Genomic DNA, 22,509 nt, shown 5'->3' with positions numbered 1-22,509 from the left:
ATTGGTTTTTCGGATAATTATTTTCAATGTTGCTGTTTTAGAGAAAATTTGCCAGTATTGTCTGGCTTAACCGGAAAAAGGGGGTCTGAATAGTTACAAATATATAAGCCTTAATTCATGTAGTTTTTAATTCGATTGATTAAGATATATTGTATATCAGGAAAAATATATGGATGTTTTCAGGTTTGCTTATTTTCCTTTTGTCAATGCAGCCGCCAAATATGTAGAAGCACTGGATTTCAAACTTGAAGAACTCTTTTCCGAGAGGGCATTTGAACAGGTAAGAGAACGCGGAAAGCACCGCGTGCTCGAGGCTATCGGGGATGGTATCACACGAAATCCATCTCCTGACCGGGTGAGCGCAGAAAAGGAACTTCTCTCCTATCCTGTTGCAAGAATTCTTGTGTCGTGCATCAATGACGGATATCTTATCAAGCGGTATGCGCTTTCTGAGGCAAAATCAGCTTTTGAGAAGGTAAAAGAACTGCGGGAAGATGAGCTTAAGGAATTTGCGCTTGATTTCAATATAAACGCTGTTCTTGATGAGAAAGGAGCAGTCATTCATTTTACGGATTATATATGCTATGCGAATGTGATCCATGAACCCAAATGGAAGCTTGTGAACAGGAATATTGATCATGGCAGGGTGTCCCTTTCAAAGGAAGATTTCTCACGCATAATGGAAGAAGCCATCAGGAAACGTATTGAATATGGTCTTCCGCTTGCTGTTCCTCCTGAGATATGCACGTCTTTGGCGCTAAATCTAGAGGATATCAGGAACGCCCTGACAACCCGAAAATCCGAATTCAATATCGAGGAGTTCAAGGAAATAATGCCTGATTGTTTCCCTCCATGTGTTCGCCATGCCCTCGAAAATGTCAAGGCCGGGGTGAATCTTGCACATTCGATGCGCTTTGCCCTTGTCTCTTTTTTGCTAAATATCGGGATGAACATGGAGGGGATAATTGAACTCTTTAAGGTCTCACCGGATTTTGATGAGGAGCGCACGCGATACCAGGTCAATCATATCCACGGCGCAACAGGCACAACATATACATCTCCTTCATGCGCCACCATGATAACATACGGGAATTGTTATAGAAAAGAGGCGCTGTGCGACAGGATCTCGCATCCGCTATCGTATTACAGGAAGAAAGCATGGATATTGAAGAAAGGGAAATGAGAGAAATTATACTATATACAGCTCCATACAACTGATAGCCTATTAGACCCCGCTGGACTCACTTCACCTTGCTGTGGCGCAGAACTCTCTGCTATGCCAGACAGGGTGTTCAGTCCTGAGGTGGCGGCTTACCCTTCCCTCATGCTGGATTTTCACCAGCTGGCGACTATGGGCTTTGCCCGGCGCGTCCGAACAATCCGTGTTCTGATGTCATTTTGTAGTATGAAAAAGCGCCACAAAAATTATAGTGAATTTCTATCTGTACCCATACTCCCTTTTTGCTTTCATCAAATCCCCTATCTTCGTTGAAGTCAGAAGTTCAAAAACTATTAGCAATAAGAAAAAATACATAAGATTCATTGCAACTCCAGAAGTCCCTTTCTCCAGTGCTATCAATGCCACGATCAAAGGTGCCGCAAGAGTCCCGAAAACACCTGAAGCGTGCATGAGCGCTCTTTTCACACCTCTTGCTTTAAGGTATGAAATATAATTGATCCGAAGAGTAGGCTCGATGCGTGCAGGACCATTAAGATAATAATGCGTGAACCCGATCCCGAAAAGTCTGCCTGTCAAATAATGTGAAAGCGGATGTAGTGTCGCCATAAGAATGAAGGCGCATAGATATAATATCCAGTCTGTATTAATCCGAAAAGCAAGAACAACAGCAGCAATTGTAGCAATAATTTCCAATAAGTTCCCGGTAAATAATCCGAGGGTAAAAGACACTTTTTCTTCAAACCTTTTCCGGCTTAAATTTTCAATTTGCATGAGAAGTTCATTATCATCAATCTTATCTTTCTTAATCTTATTAACGATAGACAGGAACTCTTTTCCATTGTAATTGTTTTCAAGCTTTTTCACGCGTTCTTTCAAATCATCGTGCATAATATCCTTCCTTACTGAAGTGTTTTATGAGCGCCTCAGGTGCTCGCAACTCCCTGACACGATCTTTTCAAGACGTCCTTCACCTGTTTCAAGAATGAGCGCTCCTTCACTATCCACACCTATCGCTTCACCATATATTGAATGCGACTGGGTCGTTATCTTAACCCATTCGCCTATTGTGGCCGACATATTTCTCCAGTCTTCCAGTATGGATTTGAATCCTTCCTTCTGGAATTTCAGGTACAATCCATCAAACTCTTCAAGTAACTTCCTGAAAAAGCCAGCACGATTTATTTTCGTCCCTTTTTCTTTTTTAAGCGATGTTGAACTATCCCTGACATCATCGGGGAATGATTCCGTATCTACATTTGCATCTATTCCTATCCCTACAATAAGATAATCAATGAGATCAGCTTCAGCCCGGATTTCTGTGAGGATGCCGCATACTTTTTTCCCGTTGATAAGAATGTCATTAGGCCATTTTATTTTTGCAGGAAGACCCAGACTCCGTATTGCCCTGGCAACACAAACTCCTGCAAGAAGCGTGATCCTGGGAGCATGTGAAGGTTGTATCTGCGGCTTGAGTATTATAGAAAGCCATATTCCTCCTTCAGGAGAAATCCATTTACGCCCGAGACGGCCGCGTCCTGCTGTCTGGGCTTCAGCTATCACAATGGTACCCTCATCAACTGATGCTGCTATCTCATGAGCCACAATATTCGTACTTTCTGTCTCTTTAAAATATTTTATCTCTTTTCCTATAATCTTTGTTTTAAGCCCGGCTTTAATCTCACCGGGGGTGAGCCTGTCAGGTGTTTCGATAAGTGAATACCCGAGATTTGTTGACGAATCGATCATATATCCCTCATCCCTTAAGACCTTAATATGTTTCCAGATGGCAGTTCTTGAAACGCAAAGTTCACTTGCGAGCTGTTCTCCGGAAATCCGCATGCCTTTATTATTAATTAGTCTTTCAAGTATCTTATCTTTAATGTTCATTTAGTTCACCCAGCTTTGCATTCTGGATATATGTGCCAACAGCCGCTGTTATTGCTGCCACCTTTTTATCCTCTGCTCCCAGGGCAGATGCAAGCGTGGCGCCTTTTTCCTTTTCAGCTTCTATTATTTTCTCCACCTCTTTTATGATATTATGATCTTCAATGAAATGAGTGGTCAAATCCCCGCGCTTGAAATATTCGTTATTCATAACTGCTTTATGGAACGGTATGTTAGTAGTTACCCCGACAATTATATATTCATATAATGCGCGTCTCATCCTGGCGATTGCTTCGTTCCTGTCCCTGCCCCAGACAGTTAGTTTCGAGATAAGGGAATCGTAGTACGGTGTAATGGTAAATCCTGTATGTACGCCGCTGTCCACACGCACGCCCGGACCGCCGGAAGAGCGGTATCTCCTGAGCTTACCCGGAGCGGGCGTAAAGTTATTAAGCGGATCTTCCGCATTCAACCTGCACTCAATAGCCCAGCCTCTTTGCTGGATATCCGACTGTTTATATGTCAGCGTTTCACCCGAGGCTATCCTTAATTGCTCTTTTGCCAGGTCAACTCCTGTTACAATTTCAGTTATCGGATGCTCTACCTGCAACCTTGTGTTCATTTCAAGAAAATAATAATCCCCTTTTGAATAAAGGAACTCGATTGTTCCCGCATTAGTATAATTTATAGCAGCAGCCGCTTTCACTGCATCAGAACCCATCTTTTCTCTTAATTCAGGTGTCATTATGGGAGATGGTGATTCTTCGATCAATTTCTGGTGCCTGCGCTGGATAGAGCATTCACGGTCACCAACATGGATAATATTCCCGTATGAATCTGCAAGTATCTGGAATTCAATATGGCGCGGCTCTTCCAGATATTTTTCAATGAAAACTGTTGCATCCCCGAAGGATGATTTTGCCACTCTTCGTGTGGATTCTATGGTTTCGCGCAGCTCTTCGGTCTTCCTGACCACTTTCATGCCTATGCCGCCGCCGCCTGCCGAGGCTTTAACGATCACGGGATAACCGATAGATTCCGCCACATCAACAGCAGAATCCAGATCATCAATACCATTCTTGCTGCCAGGTATTACCGGGATCCCTGCAGCTTCCATGGTCTTTTTTGCTGCGATTTTACTGCCAACACTTTCTATGGTTTTACCTGAAGGGCCGATAAAAACTATCCCTTCTTTTTTGCACCTGTCTGCGAAGATCTCGTTCTCAGACAGAAAACCGTAACCGGGATGGATAGCTTCTGCGCCTGTTTTATGCGCCACTTCAAGAATGTTATCCATATTCAGGTAGCTCTGTGAGGCAGGCGCAGGGCCTATGGGACGTGCTTCATCCGCGTACTTTGCAAAAAGCGCATTTTTATCTACATCAGAATAAACCGCCACTGTCTTTACATCAAGCTCCCTGCATGCACGCATGACGCGGATTGCTATTTCACCGCGGTTGGCTATCAGGACTTTTTTGAACATGAATTTTATTACTCCTTCAACAGACTAAAATGCTTATTGTCTTGGAGGCTTAAATAATTCATTCTTGAAGTTATCAAATGGAAAAAGTGAATTCAAGTGCTATTACTCTATGAATACCTGAAATGCACATCAATATCAGCCTTGCCCATAGTTGATTGGATAATGATTCCTTCTCCTTTTTTTGCCGTGACTTTGCGGCTGAAGGTTTTTACCTGTTTGCTCTCTAATATGGAATCTATATTGTTATTCTTCAGGAAGAGATCATACTGTTCCCTGCCTTGCACCAGGTAAATGTCAATATATTCAGTTGAGCTGATATCAACAGATACAGGCACATCGAAATCAAATGGGTACGAAGGGTCGTATAAATATGTGAACGTCACATATCTATAATCCAATTTTATATTTTGATTATTCTCAAGACCCGCAAAAACCATTACTGCATAACAATTTTTCTTTTCGCAATATACTCCTGTCCCGCCGTCGCTGAACAACCTGTCCCTGTCCACGATCGGAGACCTGTGTCCCGGACTTTTCATCCATCCGTCCACGATTGCCCGGCTCATATTTCCTTCATCGCTTAAACCTTCTATCATATACAGGTCTTCTGCGACTATAGTGTAAAATATTTTATTTTCCCGAAGCCTGTCACCAACGCTCTTCCCTTCAAGGTCCTTATGGGCAAACCCCTCAATAGAAAGCGTTTTGCTGTAATTCCTGGCAATCTGTGCGATCCTGGTATCCCATTTGAGCGTACTGGTCCCTGAAGTCTTTCTTTCCTCATTGATATTATCGAAAATTTCACTTTCTATCTTTTGAATATCAATAAAAGAAGCGTTGAAAATGGCTTTATTGAGCTCGTTTCTACTTAGTGAAAAATTTATCCCGCTATAATTGAGACTATCCTTCGGGAATTCGAAAAAGAATTCAAATGCCTGGTTATTGTAAGTCCCGTTTATGGAAATAAGTCCGGGTCTCAATTTCTCAATTGTTGTGACCAAGCTTCCATTCGTTGCGAATCCCAATAAATTATCGTTGTTATAGACATTCCCTTCAAGAGGTTCAAATGTCTCATTCACGAAAAAATGCATTTTATAAGAGCTATCTCCGATGTATGACGTGCATCCTGCTGTGAATGTTGCAAGCGTAATAAGAAGAAGAACTGAAAATGCATTTTTGAATCTCATGTTAACAGGGTAATATGTTTTGATTAAATATAATTTTCTATACTTTTAAATAGATCGATGGAAATTTGAAACGGGCATGGTCACTTCTAAATTTTTCCATATATCAAACGCATGATTACAAAATACCCTATGAAAACTCCCAGGTAAATAAATATACTATTATTGACCGATTGAACATGGTTCATCTCCCAGTTTTTAGATGTGAACATTGATTCGGCATGTTCTGTTTTAAAAGAAATCCTCATATCTTCAGTTTCTTTTGTACCTATCTCGATACTATCTTCAAACTGCAGGGAAGAGTCAAAATTAAATTCAGCTTTGACAGGTTCAAGCCACCTGTTTACCCCTTTATCAGTACGGCTTATTTCAGGCGGTTCAAGATTGAACTGGAGAATATACTCCCCGGGTTTTAGAGCCACATTGGCACCATAATGAAATTTCTCCCCATACATTGGCATAAAATTGATATCTTTCCGTTCATTATTTTCCCTGTCTATAACAGTAACTGTTATTTTCATGTACGGTATTCTTGATCCATCCAGGGATTCAGGTATTACTTCAAAATGATGTGTTTCTCCTGCCTGAGGCTTTTTTTCTTCCAGAATAATTTTACCATACGTTGTTGGTAAAATTGCAAAAAAAAATAATATCAGCAAAATTGTAACGATTTTTCCCATATTAAATCAGATATAAACAAATTTACCATATATATATTTTTGTATTTGATCCATCACATTTTTTATTATTAAACGTTATATTTTTTTATTAAAAAACATATGCTGAATGCGATTATCCCATATAATATTTCAAATCCGGGCAATTTTTGCCTTTCCTGATAAACATTGCTATCTTCATATACGACCGTCCTCATTTCGGTCTTGATATTACCTGCCCGGTCTATGGCGGTTATGGTAATCAGGTTAGAGCCGGGCGAAAGAGCAAGAGTTGCATTCCAATCAGTACTTCCGGCTTTTGTTCCATTGACGATTACTACCAGGATACCGCCTTGATCCTGGGCTCTCCCGGAAATAACAAATTTTCCAGAACTTACCCGGGAAGGGATTGTGTCGATCTTCAGTACAGGTGGGATATTATCAGGAACTGCGACCGGAGCTGTTCCCTCTTCCCGCGGATCCGGGGCGCCAAAGGCAGATACATAACCGTTTTGTGTTACAGCAAATAACATATTGTCTGATAGAGCAAGGGATTTTATCCCGCTTTCAAGTTCATCATATTTTTCTACTAATTTTCCATCATGGTCAAGAATATATATGGTGCCATCCCTCGATCCCACATATACCAGGTCTCTTGTTACTATCGGCGATGAATCGATCCGGTCGTTTGTCTGGAATTTCCAGATTATATCCCCATTATCAATACTAAATGCGTATAGGAAGGTATCCTCAGACCCGATATATACTTTCTTTCCGATAATTGCAGGAGAAGAACTGATCCTGCCATTTGTTCTTTTGCTCCATTTCAACGTCCCGTCCCTCATATCAAATACATAAAAATTATTGTCATCTGACCCGATATATACCTTTCCGTTTACTACGGCAGGCGATGATGATATTCCCCTGTTCGTCCGCTTTTTCCATACAAGGCTCTGGTTTTCATAGTCGATAGCATAAATGTAATTATCATTTGAACCAAAATAGACTATTCCCTGAGCGATGGCCGGGGTAGATCCGATAAAACCTTCTGTTTCATATTTCCATTTAATGCTTCCATTATTGATGTAGATGGCATAGGCATACTTATCAAATCCGCCATATAGAACATTTTCATAAGCTACGGGAGGAGAAAACATACTGCTTGCCGTATTATATTTCCATTCAAGGTCTCCCTCAATATCCAGAGCATAAATATAATTATCAAAAGAGGCGGCAAATATCATACTGTCTTTTGAAGTCGGTGTATATACCTTTCCCTGGGTGGGAAATGACCATTTCAATTTTCCTGTTTTCACATCAATTGCATACAGGTTGTTATCATCAGACCCGATGAACAGGACGCCTTCATTTACTACCGGGGCGGATATATCTGGGCCTCCGATTTTATATTTCCATCTTAACTCCAGAGGAATCGGCGCAGTATCTGCAAATCCGCTGTGCACAGGGTCGCCGCCGATATTCTGCCAGGCTCCCAGGGATATGGGAGCAGATAAAACTATATATAATGCAACAAAAGAAAAAAGAACCAGGATTTTATTAATATGTTTAAATAATTCCATATAATTAAAAATTTATTTATTTATTTTAATTGAGTACAATATCATGAACATTCCTATAGTAAACATTGGTATCCTGACCAGATGAGCATGTATTACTTCATAACCCATGATGTTTAACACAAAATCTTCAAAAAGATTGGAAAAGGCGATGACAAGAAAACCTGCACATAATATTAAAAAAGACCTGTTCCGGTTCTTTTTATATGTCCTGTAACCTATTAAAAAAAGATGTACTCCTATCGCCATTGAGATTATGCTCAGAACAGAAAGATATAACGCCATCATGAAGTATCACTCAATTTATTCCATATTTCACTTAATTTTTTACTGTCGTCCATCATATAATGTACTTTAATATTATTTGAATCTATGGTTAGAATTATTTTATTAAATTTTGCATGATATATTTTGGAGTGGTGCCCGTCATAACTCAATGTCATTTTATTTACGCCGATGACATTCTTGTTTTCAAGGTCATTTAAAATCCGGTAAGTTGTAGATATAGGGATATCCAGCTTTTTGCTAAGCTCCTGTGCCGAATTATCTGAATCGACAAGTGAAAGGAGGATTTTTTTACTGTTCTCCTGTGTCAATATTGATAAAATGACCTCATCCTGCAACATTGTGATAAAATTCGTCTTGATATTATTAATCCTTTTCTCATGCAGTGAGAATGATATTATTGGTATATGTTATCATAAAAATTAGTTAGATACTACACTATTTAAAGTGACATATAAAAAACGGACGAATAAGTATGAAAAAGGACAAGTTAATCCAATTCTTAGTGATTTTTGTTATTTTTGCAAGTATTTTGATAACAGTTGGTACATCGGCCACAACAGACCCGACAGAAGAACATCCCCAACGAGAAATCATAATTGAAGCAAAGAAGTTCTCTTACAACCCTGAGATCATCGAGGTCAACCAGGGAGACAGGGTGACTATCATTTTAAAAAGCACTGATGTTCATCACGGCTTATATATCGATGGCTATGAACTCAAAACAGACGCCAAACCCGGTTCTGAGGGAAATATCACATTCATTGCTGACAAGACCGGAAAATTCGCTATGCGTTGTTCTGTTACCTGCGGCCCTTTCCATCCGTACATGATAAGTTACCTGAAAGTTAAGCCGGATTACAGGTTATTTGGTTCTATTGTCGCCACTATTACTCTGTTCATCGGCTCAGTATTATTAGTATTCAGGGTGAAAAAATGATTACCTTAGAAGATCTGCACTGGAATGAGACCAAATCCAGGATATGCGATCACTGCGGCGCATGTGTGCCATTTTGCGATTGGGAAAAATGTAAGAACGATAAAAATAAAATCGATGATCAAAGGCTTGGCAAATGTGATATTTGTTATCTGTTCTGTCCCAGGACTTCTTCAAGTGCAATCAACTACAAAACAACTGTAAAGAATAATTTCTCCACGAACAGTGTAAAATCTGTTGAAGTCGCAAAAAACGGGCAGGATGGTTCGTTCGTAACTACACTAACAAAATATTTGCTGAGAGATAAACTGGTCGATGCAGTTATCCTGACAGGAAAAAATGAAGAATGGAAACCAATCCCGTTCATAGCAACAACAGAAGCTGACATAGAAAGAGCATCCGGATCAAAGTATAGTGTTGCTCCTGCCCCTTCTCTCATAAAAGAAGCTACCGAGAAATTTGAGAAAATAGCGTTTGTCGGCGTCCCATGCCAGATCAGGGCATTGCGAAATATGCAATTGCAGAAAAAACACGATCTGAAAATGGATAGGATAATTCTTGCCATCGGGCTTTTTTGCCGTGAGAATTTTGAATACGACAAGCTGAAGGACTTTGTGGAAAACGAAGGAATAAAAATGGCCGATGTCAAGAAGTTTGACATCAGCGCAGGGAAGTTCAAAATATATACTGATTCGGGTGTCATTGAAAAACCAGTCAGGAACCTGGACCGGCAAGTCTGGGCGGTATGCCATTCCTGCATTGATTTTGCATCTGATTTTTCAGACCTTTCAGCTGGTTCGGTGGGATCCAAAAAAGGATTTACTACCGTGCTCATAAGAACTGATAACGGATATGAGATGTTCAGGAGAATGCTTGAAAAGAACCTTTTTGAAATTGAACCTGAAGTCGATCTGGCATTAATAGAAAAACTCTCAAATGACAAGAAGAAGAACATTGAAAATCTTTCTGATGAAGTTAAAAATATATTATTATGTTAAATGGAGGATAAAAAATGAAAGAAAAATTGCTGGGAATTATTCCTCTCGATTGGAGGTTTGATATTGCATCTTTACCTCATGTTCGTAGTGTATTGAAAAGCAGATGGTTTCCCTTTTTAGCCATTGTGTTCAACCTTTTATTTTTCACAATTATATTATTGGCAGGCCTTGTTGGGGGGGTTTCGGCTGGTAACTACAATTTTGCCATTATGTTTGTCTGGATATTATGGTGGGTAATGCTGATGCTGATATTAGTCCCTATCTTCTCAAGACTATGGTGTTCCGTCTGTCCGCTTCCCGCTTTCGGGGAATGGATACAGAGGATGGGATTCATCAGGATAAGTAATAAATTACATGGTTTACAAAAAAAATGGCCAAAGCCATTGAAGAATATGTGGCTTATGAACATATTATTCCTTGCAACCACATTCACGACCGGTTTCCTGACAACACGCCCCATTGCCACATTTATTCTTCTGATGACGATCATTGTGGGTAGCATAATATTGAGTTTGATATATGAAAAAAGGAGCTTCTGCCTGTATTGCTGTCCTGTTAGCGGATTCCAGGGCCTATATTCGAATATGGCGATGACAGAGGTACGCGTTAAGGATCCGGGCGTTTGCAGGGATCATAATGTATCTACACGCGCAAAAGCGCTTGAGTGTGATTACCAGCAAAGGGACTGTATGCGAGGAAATGATAAAGGTTATGGTTGTCCATGGCTGGAGCGTCCTTTTGATGCCAATAGAAGGAATACGTATTGCGGCATGTGCTTTGAATGCTTCAAAACATGTCCGAAAGATAATATTGCGTTCAATATCAGGCCTCCGGCAACTGATTTACTTATAGATAAAAAGCGAGGTTATGATGAGGCATGGAAATCGTTCATGATGCTTGGTATAGCGATCCACTTCTTCCTGATAATGCAGGGCCCTTTCGGGTTCCTGAAAGATTGGGCGAATGCCGCAACTCTTAAAGGCTATCTCTCATACATCAGCATTCACTCACTATTCAATCTGTTAGTTGTCCCGGGCATATTCTTCATCTTTGCTTACGTTTCTTACTCGATAACAAGTAAACATGTTACCCTGAAGAAGATATTTATCGATTATTCCTATACTCTTGTTCCTCTTGGTCTAATGGCCTGGATATCTTTCAGTGTAGGATTGATATTTGCCAATGGAAGCTATCTTGTGCATATAATATCAGATCCGTTCGCATGGGGCTGGAATCTATTCGGAACTGCCAATTTCCCATGGACACCGTTTTTGACAGGATATGTACCATACATGCAAATAGGAGGATTGCTCTTCGGTCTTGCCTTATCCTTAGACATAGGAGTGAAGATAAGCAGAAGGACATTTAAAAATATTGATGATGCGATCATGGGCTATTATCCGGTAGCCGCTTTCTTAACAATTACAACTATGTTCCTGATATGGCTGTTCACAGGATAGGAGATGTAAAAATGGAAAAAAAACAAATTTTTGAAATAATAGCAGGGATCCTTTTAATCCTTGCCACTGCTGGTACAATTTCAGGAGTGTATCTTTATGAACATAAGTTTATCAATGAGTTCAAGACCGTAGATCTGGAAGCCCGATCCCCTGAGATGGGCAACTGGAGCTTACCAGAAATAAACCTGGTGCAGGGCGAAGAGATTAGGTTAAGGATCAGAAATACCGATACCGTTACACATGGTTTCAGTGTCCCTGAACTTGGTATAGGGGTGGATCATCCCATTGAAATAAAAGCAGGGCATGTTGAATTTGTATTTATAACACCAACTAAAAAAGGGACTTTCCTGTATGCATGTACTGTATGGTGCAGCAAACAACATCCCAAGATGGTTGGAAAAATAATTGTTACTGAAAAAAATACATAGGTGATAAATATGAGATTTAAAAATATATCTTCTGTATGTAAAATTCTGACAATAATTGTTTTCTGGACAATTTTACCTGTTCAGGCCTCCCCTGATGATTTCAAGAACAGTTTTACCTGTTCTGAATGCCACAAAGGGATTTTTGACCAGTGGTCGCGTTCAATGCATGCACTGGCAATCAGCGACCCGATTTTCAGGGCAGCTTATACAAAAGCGCTACTATCCAACCCAAAAAACAGAGAATACTGCCTGGATTGCCATGCTCCTACGACAATATGGACAAAAGATTTCAATTTAACAAGATCAATATCAATCGAAGGAGTTACTTGCAGTTTCTGCCATGCGGTTAACAAAATTGATGGAAATAATTACAGCACTAATGACGGAAAAGAGATGGAAGGGCCACATGGTGAATTGCATAGTGATTTGCAGACTGAAGCTCATGGAACAAAAAAATCCCTGTTGCTCCCAAAATCAGAATTCTGTGCCGGATGCCATGAATTTTCATTGAACGGCGTACCTATCTCGGAAACCTATTCTGAATGGAAGGAGGGCCCTTATGCGGAAGAAGGCAAACAGTGCCAGTTCTGTCACATGGCGCCAAAAAGCGGATTTGAACCTGAAAAAGGAACTCAAAAGGAAAATACTTTTGGACATATCTGGTCTGGGGGGCATTCAGGACAATTACTGGAAAAAAGCATGAAAATGGAGTCAAATATCAAGAGAACGGGAAACAAAGCACAAGTTACACTCAATATTACTAATGTTAACGTTGGCCATAAGATCCCAAGCGGTTTTCCTTCTAGGAAGTTGATCCTGAATTTCATTGCATCCGACGGTGATGGGAAAATAATTTACAGCGATGAGAAAAAATATCAAAAAACTCTTGTCGACCAGTATGGAAATGAAATATATGACTTCTGGAAAGCATACTCCATAGCTTCAGATAACAGGATCAAGCCAAAAGAAACACGCGTTGAGGTATTTGAGTTTGATATCCCCGATGGAACGAAAAAACTGGATATCCGGGCTTCCGTGACCTACCAGCTTGATGCGGAAATCATGGAATTGTCAAAAGAAACCATGAAAGTCGAGATCGCACGATTAAATGAAACCAGGTTGTTGTTTGAAGCGCCCGTCACAACGCCCCGGGAATCGCCGGCCATTGGATGGATTATCACTGTAATGGTATTTGCAGTATTGATCAGAAAGATGAAAAAACCTGACAATGGAGGAAAAACCGAATGATATCCCGAAATACAATCTGGGCGGTATTTTTTATTATCGGGGTAACGATCGTAGGACTGCTACTGGCTGGATTACCTACTTCAGCCCTTGGTAAACTTTATTCCTTAGATCAGGGTTTTTCTGGTGATGTTGTTAATTCGGTCGGCGTTCCTGTCACAGGAGCAAAAATACATCTTTTACCGGTATCATATATTAATAAAGCGCCTATAAAGGCTAGCGATATTTTTTACCCGCCATTCAAAGCAGAATCGTATGATGAACCGCTCGAAGATGCGATCAGGCTGCATGGGACGGATTTCCCAAATGCTGTCACGGATACCGGTGGCAGGTTTATTATTCCTGAAGTTCCGGACGGGAAGTACTTTATTTATGTAACACCTTCCGAAAGGGATACTGAACACCTTCCCGGGGGCGACAGGAGCAGGTTAGCAATTGACGCCAGGACATTGCGAAGCATGGCAATGACCATCAAGGTCTCAAGCCGCCCGCCTCTTGATGCTTCCTATGTCGGCAGCTCAAAATGCCTTGGCTGTCATCCAAATCGTGAAACGCTGAAGCAAACAGGACACAAATTAGCCCTGACAGTACCGGATGCCCCCGGCGGCCTCCAGGACCATTCCAGGTTTCCGGACTATTTCAATGCGCTTTCAAAATTCATAGAAGTGGATCGATACACTGACGGAAAACATCTGGAACTTGGCGATTATGATCCGTCAAAAGGTACAGACAAATTCAAAATAAGGGAGTTTGGCGATACCAGGCCATCGATAGATACGATATATTTCGATGTCTATCTATGGAAGAATAAAACAGATGGGAAATATTATATCAGCATTTCAAACAGGTTAAATCCTTCTGATCAGATGAGCCCTTCGCATTTGCAGTTGAAACTGATCTATGGTGGTGCGGTTCACAGACAAAGGTTCATAGTACAGGTTCCTGAAAATATGGGAGACAGAAAGGCCTGGTACGTTGTGCTTCATTACAATCCTGACGGGAATAACGACAGGTGGAATGAAGACAGGCGCATTTGGAAGGATTATTCTTTCGATGAGTTCTGGGATGCCGGAGCGGATGAAAAATACGGTACTGGCGATGATGTCCTGAAAGTGCCATCCTTAAACAACCGGACTTTCCAGGGACAGTGCGCTGCCTGCCATGTAAATGGCTGGGAGCGATATGAGGACCCTGATACAGGCGAGCTGCTGGTAAGAGGTGTAGATGATCCGAATGGCGAATTGAATATAGATGACGATCCCCAACAAGACGAGATCAATATAGGTTGCGAGAAATGCCATGGCCCCGGATCAAAACATATTACAAATCCGGGAAGATTCATCGTGAATCCGAAATTACTCGCATCCGAGCGTACAAGCGTTATCTGCGGCAGATGCCATGACAGAAGGCAGGGAAATGAAGGCGATATAGACGGAATCCAGCCTCTTAATGAAAAAGGTGAATTTTTGAGACCCGGGGAAAGCCGGAACACGTTGCTTACAGAATATAGCAACCCGAAAAAGAAAGGGCCTGAACCAAAACTGGACATATGGCCTGATGATATCCATTCAAAAAGACCAAACCAGCAATATTCTGATTTTGTGAAGTCAAAACTGTATAGAAATGAGAAGATACTGGTCACATGCACAGATTGTCACGATATCCACGGGGGAACGCCTTACAGGCGTTTGCTTTCGAATAACCCGGATGATGCATTTTCACCGTTGTGCCAGAAATGTCATCCTGTTGACTTTATCCCTCACATGGAAAACAGGTTCGGGGCGAAAATGAAGGGCAGACTGACACGCTGTATTGATTGTCATATGCCGGGTACCGCGATAGAGGAACATGGTGGTACTTTTGGAGGATTCATAAAATCCCCACCGTACAATTCCACCGTAGAAGAAGACAAGAACGTCTACTGGGAAGGACTGATAAATTCACATACATTCAAAGTTCCCTTCAAGAACAATCCCGGAATTGCGGGAATTGATCCGGGAAAGGCCATGTTCATCCCCTATACAAATAAATGCGGAGGTTGTCACTTCATTTATAAGTTACCTTTTAAATAAAACTGCATGGATGGCATAGGGAACTGATTTCTCTATGCCTTTTCATGAAAATCGTCTGCATGATTGCCTGGTAGAAAAGTAAAAAATGTCATTCAAAAACAATGGCCGACCATATAAATCGTATTTATAGAATCATATTAGTTCTGCTAATCATTAACATCAGCGCATTGCCTGCATTATCGGATGATGTCGAATGGGTGGATGCACAGGAGAAAACGCTCAGGTTCAAAGAATCTGTTTCCAGAAATGGTTATCTGATCGAAGCAACTGATTTTTTTGGAGCGTCTGTCCTTATAACGGTCTATTCTTCTAATGGCAGCCTATTATTAAGAAACGTCAGCAGGACTGGCGATTATATGACATTAAATGATGATTTGAATATCACTGTACTTGAAGTTCGGGAGAAAAGAGGTAAGATCGGCGCAAACCTGGGATTGAATGTCATTGTTGATGAATGGGCAAAGATCCAGACAAGGATCGCAGGAAGACCTGTGCCAAAGGTGTCGGTGGTCCCATATCAAAAAAGGATCAACAAGAAATTGAATTTAAGCTATGAATTCACATCAAACTCGGATATCAGGATCAATATATCAGTAAAAAATGATGGGAAAGCGGTCTTCAGGAGTCCAAAACTAAAAATAACTTCAAAATTGCCGTTGTTCGAAAGAGAAAAACTGGATTACGAACTTGTGGATATAAAAGGGATGAATGAATCCGACGACATTACCGTTTTATTCAAAGCTCCTCCGGCGGATGAGAAGAAAAATTTCACGATTCAGGCTGAATTAACAGGCTATGATGATTTTGGGAAAGCATACAGATCCAGTGATTCCATAAACATAACTGTTTTGCCGACCAGTGAAAGAGATGGAAAACTCGAAATCAAGAAATATGTTTCTGAAAAAATATATGTCGGGGATGTCGCAGTTGTTTCCCTGGATATAAAAAACCATGGAAGCCGGAAAATCAGCAATGCCACTTTGACCGAGATCCTGCCCGCTGGACTTGAACCCGTCGATAAGAACCTGACCTGGGATCTTTCTTTTGAGCCTTTCGAATCAAAAATGATATCCTATAAAATAAAACCGGATAAACCGGGAATTTATTATTTCCTACCCGGAAGCACCCGTATAGAATATAATGGCATACTGAAATCCAACCCAAAAACTAACAGGTTGATCGTATCGGGACCATATATCATTTTAACAAAATCAGCAAGTATTTTTGAAGCTGCCAAAGGAGAAGATGTCACAGTAAAAATAGAAGCAAAAAATATCGGGGACGCTACAGCAATTGTAAAATTCGTAGATGTTGCTCCTGTAAATCATTCACTTTCAGATACAGGGAAAATCAATATCCAGGACACATTAGTTGTCCGGCCTGGAAGATCAGAGTCCGTATCTTATACGGTTTATTCAAACACTTCAGGCAGTTTTCAACTATCCCCTGTGAAAGCAAAAGTAACCGATCGTTTTCTTTATAATGAGGAAAGATATGCACAGAAAATCACGTCCAATGATCTTTTAATAAATGTCAGAGAGAGCAGGACGGATGAATCCATTAAATCCATGATTACACCTCTGCCCGCAGGAACAGCGAAGGCGGTCGAGCCGGAGACCACTGAAATCCCCATAACCGGAGAACCGCAAAAATCTCCGGGATTCCAGAGAAATATGTTATTGGGCATCGTTTTTGGAATTATTCTAATAATAAAATTAAGGGATTGTGAAAAAACCAAATGAAAAAAGTGATAACAATGTTCGGATCCAAAAAATGTTTTATTACTTTATTATTTTTAATGTCTTATATTGTTTTAGCATCGCCACCGGCTAATGCTTATGAAAGGCAAGAATTCATGGACGGACTGGCTGAAAAATGGCACCCTGGAAGTTTTTGCATACCATGCCATTACACCGTTGCAGGAACAGAAAAAGCAAAGAAGATATCAACAGGCTGCCAGTGCCATAATTATAAACAGAAAAATAATCCCGGCATGAAAATCGATATGACAAGGATACTTGACATCCATACTGACATGGTGTGCATAAAATGTCATATGGGATCGGAAAAAAACCTGGGAAATACCAATGCATCGGATATACACAGGATCATGAAAAGGGTGGCATGCCTGAAATGTCATTCTGTTGAGAATGGGACTATGTTAAAGCCGAAAGATAAAAAATGCTCTTTCTGCCATGGCGCCGATCCTCACATAGTTCATGGAAAGAAACTTGAAAGCATTTGTGTGGCATGCCATGCTGAATTCGGGGAAAAATACGTAAATAAGAGCGTTGACCAGACCGAGAAAATGAGCTCCCCTTCTTCAATTGTTAAAATGGAGAACTCAATCCAGGGAGAATCAAGGAATCCTTCAATTGGAGAAATAGTTAGTAAATTATTTTCATCAATGATGAATTTGATATGGTGATTTATGAGAAGAAATATGATACTTTTAATTATTATTTTAAGTATCCTGATATCAGGATGTATCGAAAATCCTTTCAGGCAGGTACCGATAGTAAAAATAAATATGACTTTTATTGAAAAAGATGGCATTGCAGAAGTTATGAATTATGATATAACACAGGAAAGCGTGAGCTATCTTGCAAGGCCTGTGAGAGAACATGCTCCATTCCCTGCAATATCTGCCAGAGCAATGATAGTTAAAGGCATAAATAGCAGCATAGGGCCATGGGAAATGCTGCCATATTCAGGTCCCGGTACATATACCATCAACGTTAGTTTTGAAAAGAACCCTGTTGTTAATGATAGCATACATATATCAGTATATGTTCTGGATAAAGATGGGGAAAGGATGGGCGCCTTCAAGGATAATATCGTATGGAGATAATATTATCGGTAGACACATTCTCACTACCTGAGAATTATATTCTATATTAATAATCCATGGGAAGAATCTATCCATATTCCTGCCAAATTAATACCAAATTTTTGCAGAATTGGGTAGGATGAATAAATGTAGGAGGACATAAAAATGGATAAAAAAATATACCTGATTGGGATTGCAATAGTGGCAATAGGATTGGTTGCGCTTCCGCAGTCACTTGCGTTGTTCTCAGGCCAGCACAACTGGTATGATACCGGAGCAGCTGATTTACCTGAGGATGACAAAGCAATTCCCTGTCAAAAATGTCATGGAGATATACAGGCTGAACTTGATCAACCTGGTTTTCCAAACCAGATGCATAGAGGACAGAGTTGTAAAGGTTGCCATATGGCAGCACCTATAAGGAAAGGCAAGACCTGGGGTGGAGCTATTGAAAACGATTTCCACGCCGCTGCAGCGCCAGCATGTCTGGATTGCCATGACGGATCATTCACAACGGATGCAAGGTCCATACAAAATGGTACTGAAGAAGTTCACAAGCCATTCGTACGAGAAGTTGCAAAGGAAGCGAATTCGATGTTAAAGGGTGCTAATGAAGCATGCATTGGCTGCCATACCCATGTTGCTGTTAATATTAACTGGACAAAAGCATATATGATGAAATTCAACGTCAATGAATATGTTTATGTGAACCAGACAGGTGTTACCCTGCATGACTGGACAGTTGGTAATTTCTCAGCAAATGGTACAGCTCTGATAGAGACGTATGGTAACCAGACGGGAGCGATCTATAATGGTACCAAACCAATACTTTCCATCTCTCCACCACCCCCAGGATTTGATCCGAACAATCCCTGATTAAAAGGATTTTATTCCTTTTAATTTTTTTTTATGTATTTAACAACATATTATATAGCGTTTGTTCTTTTGACAACTATTGTTTTATTGTTACTATATAAAAGAATATTATACGATTATAATCCTTTTGAATCTATGATGAACAAATATTATGAAAATGAACGAAATTCAAAAATAAATAATTATATTAGATACGTATATAAAAAGCCAGCTGATCTCCAAATGATAATATTTTCAGAAAGTTTAACATTAATGGGCGTTCTTCTTATCATTTTCTTTATCATAACCAATAGTTTGTTTTTCACTGCAATAATATCGGATAGTATGCGCCCATCCTTTGAAAAAAATGACCTGGTTTTAATTCAAAATATTCAGCGAACATATGATGAGGGAGATATTATCATGTTCAAAACACCCGATACCTCAAAACCGATTCTTCATAGAATTGTCTTAAAATCAGACAGTGATAATATTCGTACGGCAGGTGATGCCATAGGCCAGATGGACTGGTGGGTGCTCAAAGAAGAAGATATTATTGGAAAAGCTATTCTGATACACGGCAGGCCCCTCGTCATTGAAGACATTGGAAAATTTTTTATACTCGATGAGAATAGCGAGGAGTATGGTGTTTTCAAACAGGAATATGGTAATTATTTCTTATTTTTTGAAATAGTTAAGTTTTACGGATATATCATTGCTGCGGCTTCATTGATATTATATATAATATTTACGGTCAGGACAAAACCATGGCAGGATTAGATAATATGATTACTTCATACTCATACGAACAAATTTAACGTAATATTCTTGGATTTATTATGGCCCGGAGACATTTATTCCTGTTAACAGCGATATTATCGGTTGGTATACTGATGGTACCCCAGGTTCTATCTTTATTTTCAGGGCAGCATGATATGTACGACACAGGCCAGTCAGATGACCCGGAAGATGATTTTTCCATACCATGCCAGAAATGCCATTCTGATGTCCAGTATGAATTGAAATCCTCCTCGATACACCAAACGTTCAAATGCTCAAATTGTCATGTGAAATCCGGATCAAATGATTCACATGTAAGCATCGAAGCCCCCAGATGTCTTGACTGCCATGCGAACGGAAGGCAGGTAAATGACTCCAACGGGAACATCCGTATCGCGCCTATCGCAGATGTATTCGGGGAAAATATTTCAAGTAATGAAGTACATATACCTTTTATTGAATCTGCTAAATCATCTTATATGATGAAAGGCGAGAATGAAGCATGTATGGCCTGCCATACAAGAAAATCGCTTTCAATTTCCTGGCTTTTCTATGACACTTATAAATTCAATGCAGACAGGCTTACATCAAGCTCATGGGATGTTTCGAGATTTTCAAAAAGCGCTGAACCGGGGACTCCCGCGTTGATATTTGCGAATGAGTCAGTAGGCAAACATTACTTTTCGGAAAAATCACAGTTAAAGTTCAAATGTGAAAAATGCCACCCAAATATCAGGTCAGAGCTGAATATATCAAAACATCACACAAATTTCAACTGCTTTTCATGCCATCAACGCCATACGATATTCCATGCAGCAAGCGTACCGCCATGCCTTAGCTGTCATGGAAATCCACCGGCTGAAGTTACGGACAGGAACGGCGTAAGTTTTATCGCCCCCATAGCCCCTGTTTTCTCAGACAATATAATGAACGGGCCGGAACCGCACATACCTCTGGTCAGCGGCGCAAATAACAATATGGTCTCAATAGATAAAAATGAAGCATGTGCATCCTGTCATTCAAGTTTCAAGAATAATATTACATTTTCAAGGCCAGAATTCGTAGAATGGGATATTGTGACTGTAAATGGAAACTGGATCATACAAAATATGACATATGGCCCCATGAAGGAAATAAATGTAATAAAAAACCTGGATGGAAAAGTGCATAATATATCAAATATTGAAAATGTGAATTGCGTCGCCTGCCACCAGGATATCAGGCAGGCTGTATTAAATGGGGGTCATTCATTTGAACAATGGAAGAGAAAACATGATCCTGGCAGTTCCGATTACCGGGATAATATCAATTCCTACTGCAAAGCCTGCCACAGGCCTGTAACTGAAGATCAATACGAGAATTCCCCGTATCCGGCATTCCCTTTCAATTCAACCGTCCATGCTGCAATGAAAATTGCCTGTCTGGACTGCCACTCCAAACCGGATGCATTTTCGGTTTATATAAACGGAGGAATGAGAAAACCGCCATGGGACAATGAAAAAATGCACAACGTCCAGAATTCGATAAACCAGCAGCCTGCTTTTGTGAGATCCTATATCTGCATAGCATGCAAGAACGCAGACCTCCCAACACCGGAGAATAAAATACACTTTAAACTATACACGGAGCCACTGATAAAAGTATATGTCGACGGAAGACAGCAATACCCTTAAATTAAAGAGAAATCCTTTGATCGATATAGATGAGGATATCTTTATCAAACCGTTCCATCAATATTCTTTCTTTAAAAAAATCGGTTTGATGAGTGCATTAATTATTTCCATAGTTATCTTAATATTTTCAATTTTTTCTTTATACAACGATATTATTCTTACTGATAACTATAATTATGCTATTATAGATCTCATTGTTATTGTTCTTGTGTGCATGTTCGTGGTTTTTTATATCATTGATGAATTTAAATCAAGGATCGTTACTGATATACTGATTGATAGTGCATTTCAGGAAGGTATCTATAAAAGGATGCATCCATTGATTGAGAATATTGCAAAGGCGCATATAGATACGAACCTTCTCCTGGAGAAAGTTGAGAAAATCGATTTAAAAATCCAGAACCTTTCAAAAGAAAGCTATGAAAAGGAGATAAATACCGACAATATTATGCAGGAACCCATTGCCCTGGGCACCTCCATTAAATTCACTGTGAAATCCATATTCTTTATAACCTTGACCATGGCAGTTTTCATGTTACTTGTGAATTTCAATATTGGCTGGGTAACACAGTATGCAGTGCTTTCCATATTTTTCATATGGTGGTGTTTCATTACCAATGAATATAAACTCTGGAATGAAAAAAACGCATGGAGTTTTGTTTTTTTACCGGTGCTGCTTGTCCCGGTCATTGTAATGGTTTTAAACAAGACCCTGAATTATAACCTATTGATCGCAACACTATATTTTTTCGTAGGGTCATATACTATTGTTTATTATCTCTGGGCAAATTATATTTCTACCGGGGGCCTGCCTTTTATCACGATAAAAAAACAAAACCAGACACAGGATTTTTTTTCCATGCAGAAAAATGGCTTCTTCACGGACTTATTGAGGTCAGTAGCAAGCCGGCTTGAACAGAAAATAAATAAAGAAAAAAAGAAGTAAAAATAACTAAAAATTGCTTTTGGTGTTAAAGATATT

The 22,509-nt window shown here is 40.0% G+C and carries 22 protein-coding genes; 14 read left to right on the top strand and 8 right to left on the bottom strand.

The features are described 5' to 3' along the window. Positions 1 to 169 precede the first annotated feature (169 nt). On the top strand, positions 170 to 1,183 hold the full coding sequence (gene priL, locus FIB07_10315) for a DNA primase regulatory subunit PriL (protein NJD53249.1): 1,014 nt from the start codon (positions 170 to 172) through the stop codon (positions 1,181 to 1,183). Between the two features lie 255 nt (positions 1,184 to 1,438). Here the strand turns inward: priL and FIB07_10310 are convergent, their stop codons facing one another. The 8 genes from FIB07_10310 to FIB07_10275 form a co-directional block, all read right to left on the bottom strand. Beyond that, positions 1,439 to 2,068, bottom strand: coding sequence for a hypothetical protein (locus FIB07_10310; GenBank protein ID NJD53248.1), 630 nt, complete (start codon positions 2,066 to 2,068; stop codon positions 1,439 to 1,441). Positions 2,069 to 2,092: 24 nt separating this feature from the next. Further along, positions 2,093 to 3,067, bottom strand: coding sequence for a biotin--[acetyl-CoA-carboxylase] ligase (locus tag FIB07_10305; GenBank protein NJD53247.1), 975 nt, complete (start codon positions 3,065 to 3,067; stop codon positions 2,093 to 2,095). Next, the gene (locus tag FIB07_10300; protein NJD53246.1) at positions 3,057 to 4,547 is read right to left on the bottom strand and encodes an acetyl-CoA carboxylase biotin carboxylase subunit; all 1,491 of its coding nucleotides are present in this window, start codon (positions 4,545 to 4,547) and stop codon (positions 3,057 to 3,059) included. The genes FIB07_10305 and FIB07_10300 overlap by 11 nt, the downstream gene beginning before the upstream one ends. 107 nt (positions 4,548 to 4,654) lie before the next feature. Further along, on the bottom strand, positions 4,655 to 5,734 hold the full coding sequence (locus FIB07_10295) for a hypothetical protein (protein NJD53245.1): 1,080 nt from the start codon (positions 5,732 to 5,734) through the stop codon (positions 4,655 to 4,657). 86 nt (positions 5,735 to 5,820) lie between these two features. Then, positions 5,821 to 6,411 (bottom strand): hypothetical protein, encoded by a 591-nt coding sequence (locus tag FIB07_10290; GenBank protein NJD53244.1) that lies wholly within the window; start codon positions 6,409 to 6,411, stop codon positions 5,821 to 5,823. Between the two features lie 68 nt (positions 6,412 to 6,479). Beyond that, positions 6,480 to 7,967 carry a hypothetical protein gene (locus FIB07_10285; GenBank protein ID NJD53243.1) on the bottom strand — a complete coding sequence of 496 codons (1,488 nt, stop codon included), beginning with the start codon at positions 7,965 to 7,967 and terminating at the stop codon, positions 6,480 to 6,482. A gap of 12 nt (positions 7,968 to 7,979) precedes the next feature. Continuing rightward, entirely contained in the window at positions 7,980 to 8,252 is a 273-nt protein-coding gene (locus FIB07_10280; GenBank protein NJD53242.1) for a hypothetical protein, read from the bottom strand. Further along, positions 8,249 to 8,590 (bottom strand): TrmB family transcriptional regulator, encoded by a 342-nt coding sequence (locus tag FIB07_10275; GenBank protein NJD53241.1) that lies wholly within the window; start codon positions 8,588 to 8,590, stop codon positions 8,249 to 8,251. The genes FIB07_10280 and FIB07_10275 overlap by 4 nt, the downstream gene beginning before the upstream one ends. A 134-nt stretch (positions 8,591 to 8,724) precedes the next feature. Between FIB07_10275 and FIB07_10270 the strand changes: the two genes are divergently transcribed. The 13 genes from FIB07_10270 to FIB07_10210 all read left to right on the top strand — a co-directional run bounded on the left by FIB07_10270 (position 8,725) and on the right by FIB07_10210 (position 22,473). Next, positions 8,725 to 9,189 carry a hypothetical protein gene (locus FIB07_10270; protein NJD53240.1) on the top strand — a complete coding sequence of 155 codons (465 nt, stop codon included), beginning with the start codon at positions 8,725 to 8,727 and terminating at the stop codon, positions 9,187 to 9,189. After that, positions 9,186 to 10,184, top strand: a complete 999-nt coding sequence (locus tag FIB07_10265; protein ID NJD53239.1) for a hypothetical protein — start codon at positions 9,186 to 9,188, stop codon at positions 10,182 to 10,184. Before FIB07_10270 ends, FIB07_10265 begins: the two co-directional genes overlap by 4 nt. Before the next feature lie 14 nt (positions 10,185 to 10,198). After that, positions 10,199 to 11,644 (top strand): 4Fe-4S binding protein, encoded by a 1,446-nt coding sequence (locus FIB07_10260; GenBank protein ID NJD53238.1) that lies wholly within the window; start codon positions 10,199 to 10,201, stop codon positions 11,642 to 11,644. Further along, positions 11,626 to 12,072, top strand: coding sequence for a hypothetical protein (locus tag FIB07_10255; GenBank protein NJD53237.1), 447 nt, complete (start codon positions 11,626 to 11,628; stop codon positions 12,070 to 12,072). The genes FIB07_10260 and FIB07_10255 overlap by 19 nt, the downstream gene beginning before the upstream one ends. 9 nt (positions 12,073 to 12,081) lie before the next feature. Next, positions 12,082 to 13,320 (top strand): hypothetical protein, encoded by a 1,239-nt coding sequence (locus FIB07_10250; protein ID NJD53236.1) that lies wholly within the window; start codon positions 12,082 to 12,084, stop codon positions 13,318 to 13,320. After that, complete coding sequence (locus FIB07_10245; GenBank protein NJD53235.1) at positions 13,317 to 15,389, top strand: hypothetical protein; 2,073 nt, start codon at positions 13,317 to 13,319, stop codon at positions 15,387 to 15,389. Before FIB07_10250 ends, FIB07_10245 begins: the two co-directional genes overlap by 4 nt. Before the next feature lie 167 nt (positions 15,390 to 15,556). Continuing rightward, positions 15,557 to 17,131: a hypothetical protein gene (locus FIB07_10240; protein ID NJD53234.1), complete on the top strand. Its 1,575-nt coding sequence runs from the start codon at positions 15,557 to 15,559 to the stop codon at positions 17,129 to 17,131. After that, positions 17,128 to 17,817 carry a hypothetical protein gene (locus FIB07_10235; GenBank protein NJD53233.1) on the top strand — a complete coding sequence of 230 codons (690 nt, stop codon included), beginning with the start codon at positions 17,128 to 17,130 and terminating at the stop codon, positions 17,815 to 17,817. The genes FIB07_10240 and FIB07_10235 overlap by 4 nt, the downstream gene beginning before the upstream one ends. Positions 17,818 to 17,832: 15 nt before the next feature. Next, positions 17,833 to 18,240: a hypothetical protein gene (locus FIB07_10230; protein ID NJD53232.1), complete on the top strand. Its 408-nt coding sequence runs from the start codon at positions 17,833 to 17,835 to the stop codon at positions 18,238 to 18,240. 144 nt (positions 18,241 to 18,384) lie between these two features. After that, the gene (locus FIB07_10225) at positions 18,385 to 19,095 is read left to right on the top strand and encodes a hypothetical protein (GenBank protein ID NJD53231.1); all 711 of its coding nucleotides are present in this window, start codon (positions 18,385 to 18,387) and stop codon (positions 19,093 to 19,095) included. 33 nt (positions 19,096 to 19,128) lie between these two features. After that, the gene (locus FIB07_10220) at positions 19,129 to 19,854 is read left to right on the top strand and encodes a signal peptidase I (protein NJD53230.1); all 726 of its coding nucleotides are present in this window, start codon (positions 19,129 to 19,131) and stop codon (positions 19,852 to 19,854) included. 59 nt (positions 19,855 to 19,913) lie between these two features. After that, entirely contained in the window at positions 19,914 to 21,527 is a 1,614-nt protein-coding gene (locus FIB07_10215; protein NJD53229.1) for a hypothetical protein, read from the top strand. After that, the gene (locus FIB07_10210; protein ID NJD53228.1) at positions 21,499 to 22,473 is read left to right on the top strand and encodes a hypothetical protein; all 975 of its coding nucleotides are present in this window, start codon (positions 21,499 to 21,501) and stop codon (positions 22,471 to 22,473) included. The genes FIB07_10215 and FIB07_10210 overlap by 29 nt, the downstream gene beginning before the upstream one ends. The last annotated feature ends 36 nt before the right edge of the window (positions 22,474 to 22,509 follow it).

Origin of the sequence: Candidatus Methanoperedens sp., from assembly GCA_012026795.1 — an archaeon.
In the GTDB taxonomy this organism is placed as follows: domain Archaea; phylum Halobacteriota; class Methanosarcinia; order Methanosarcinales; family Methanoperedenaceae; genus Methanoperedens.
Note: the sequence above shows the minus strand (reverse complement) of the source record. Positions and strands in the feature narration are given on the sequence as shown.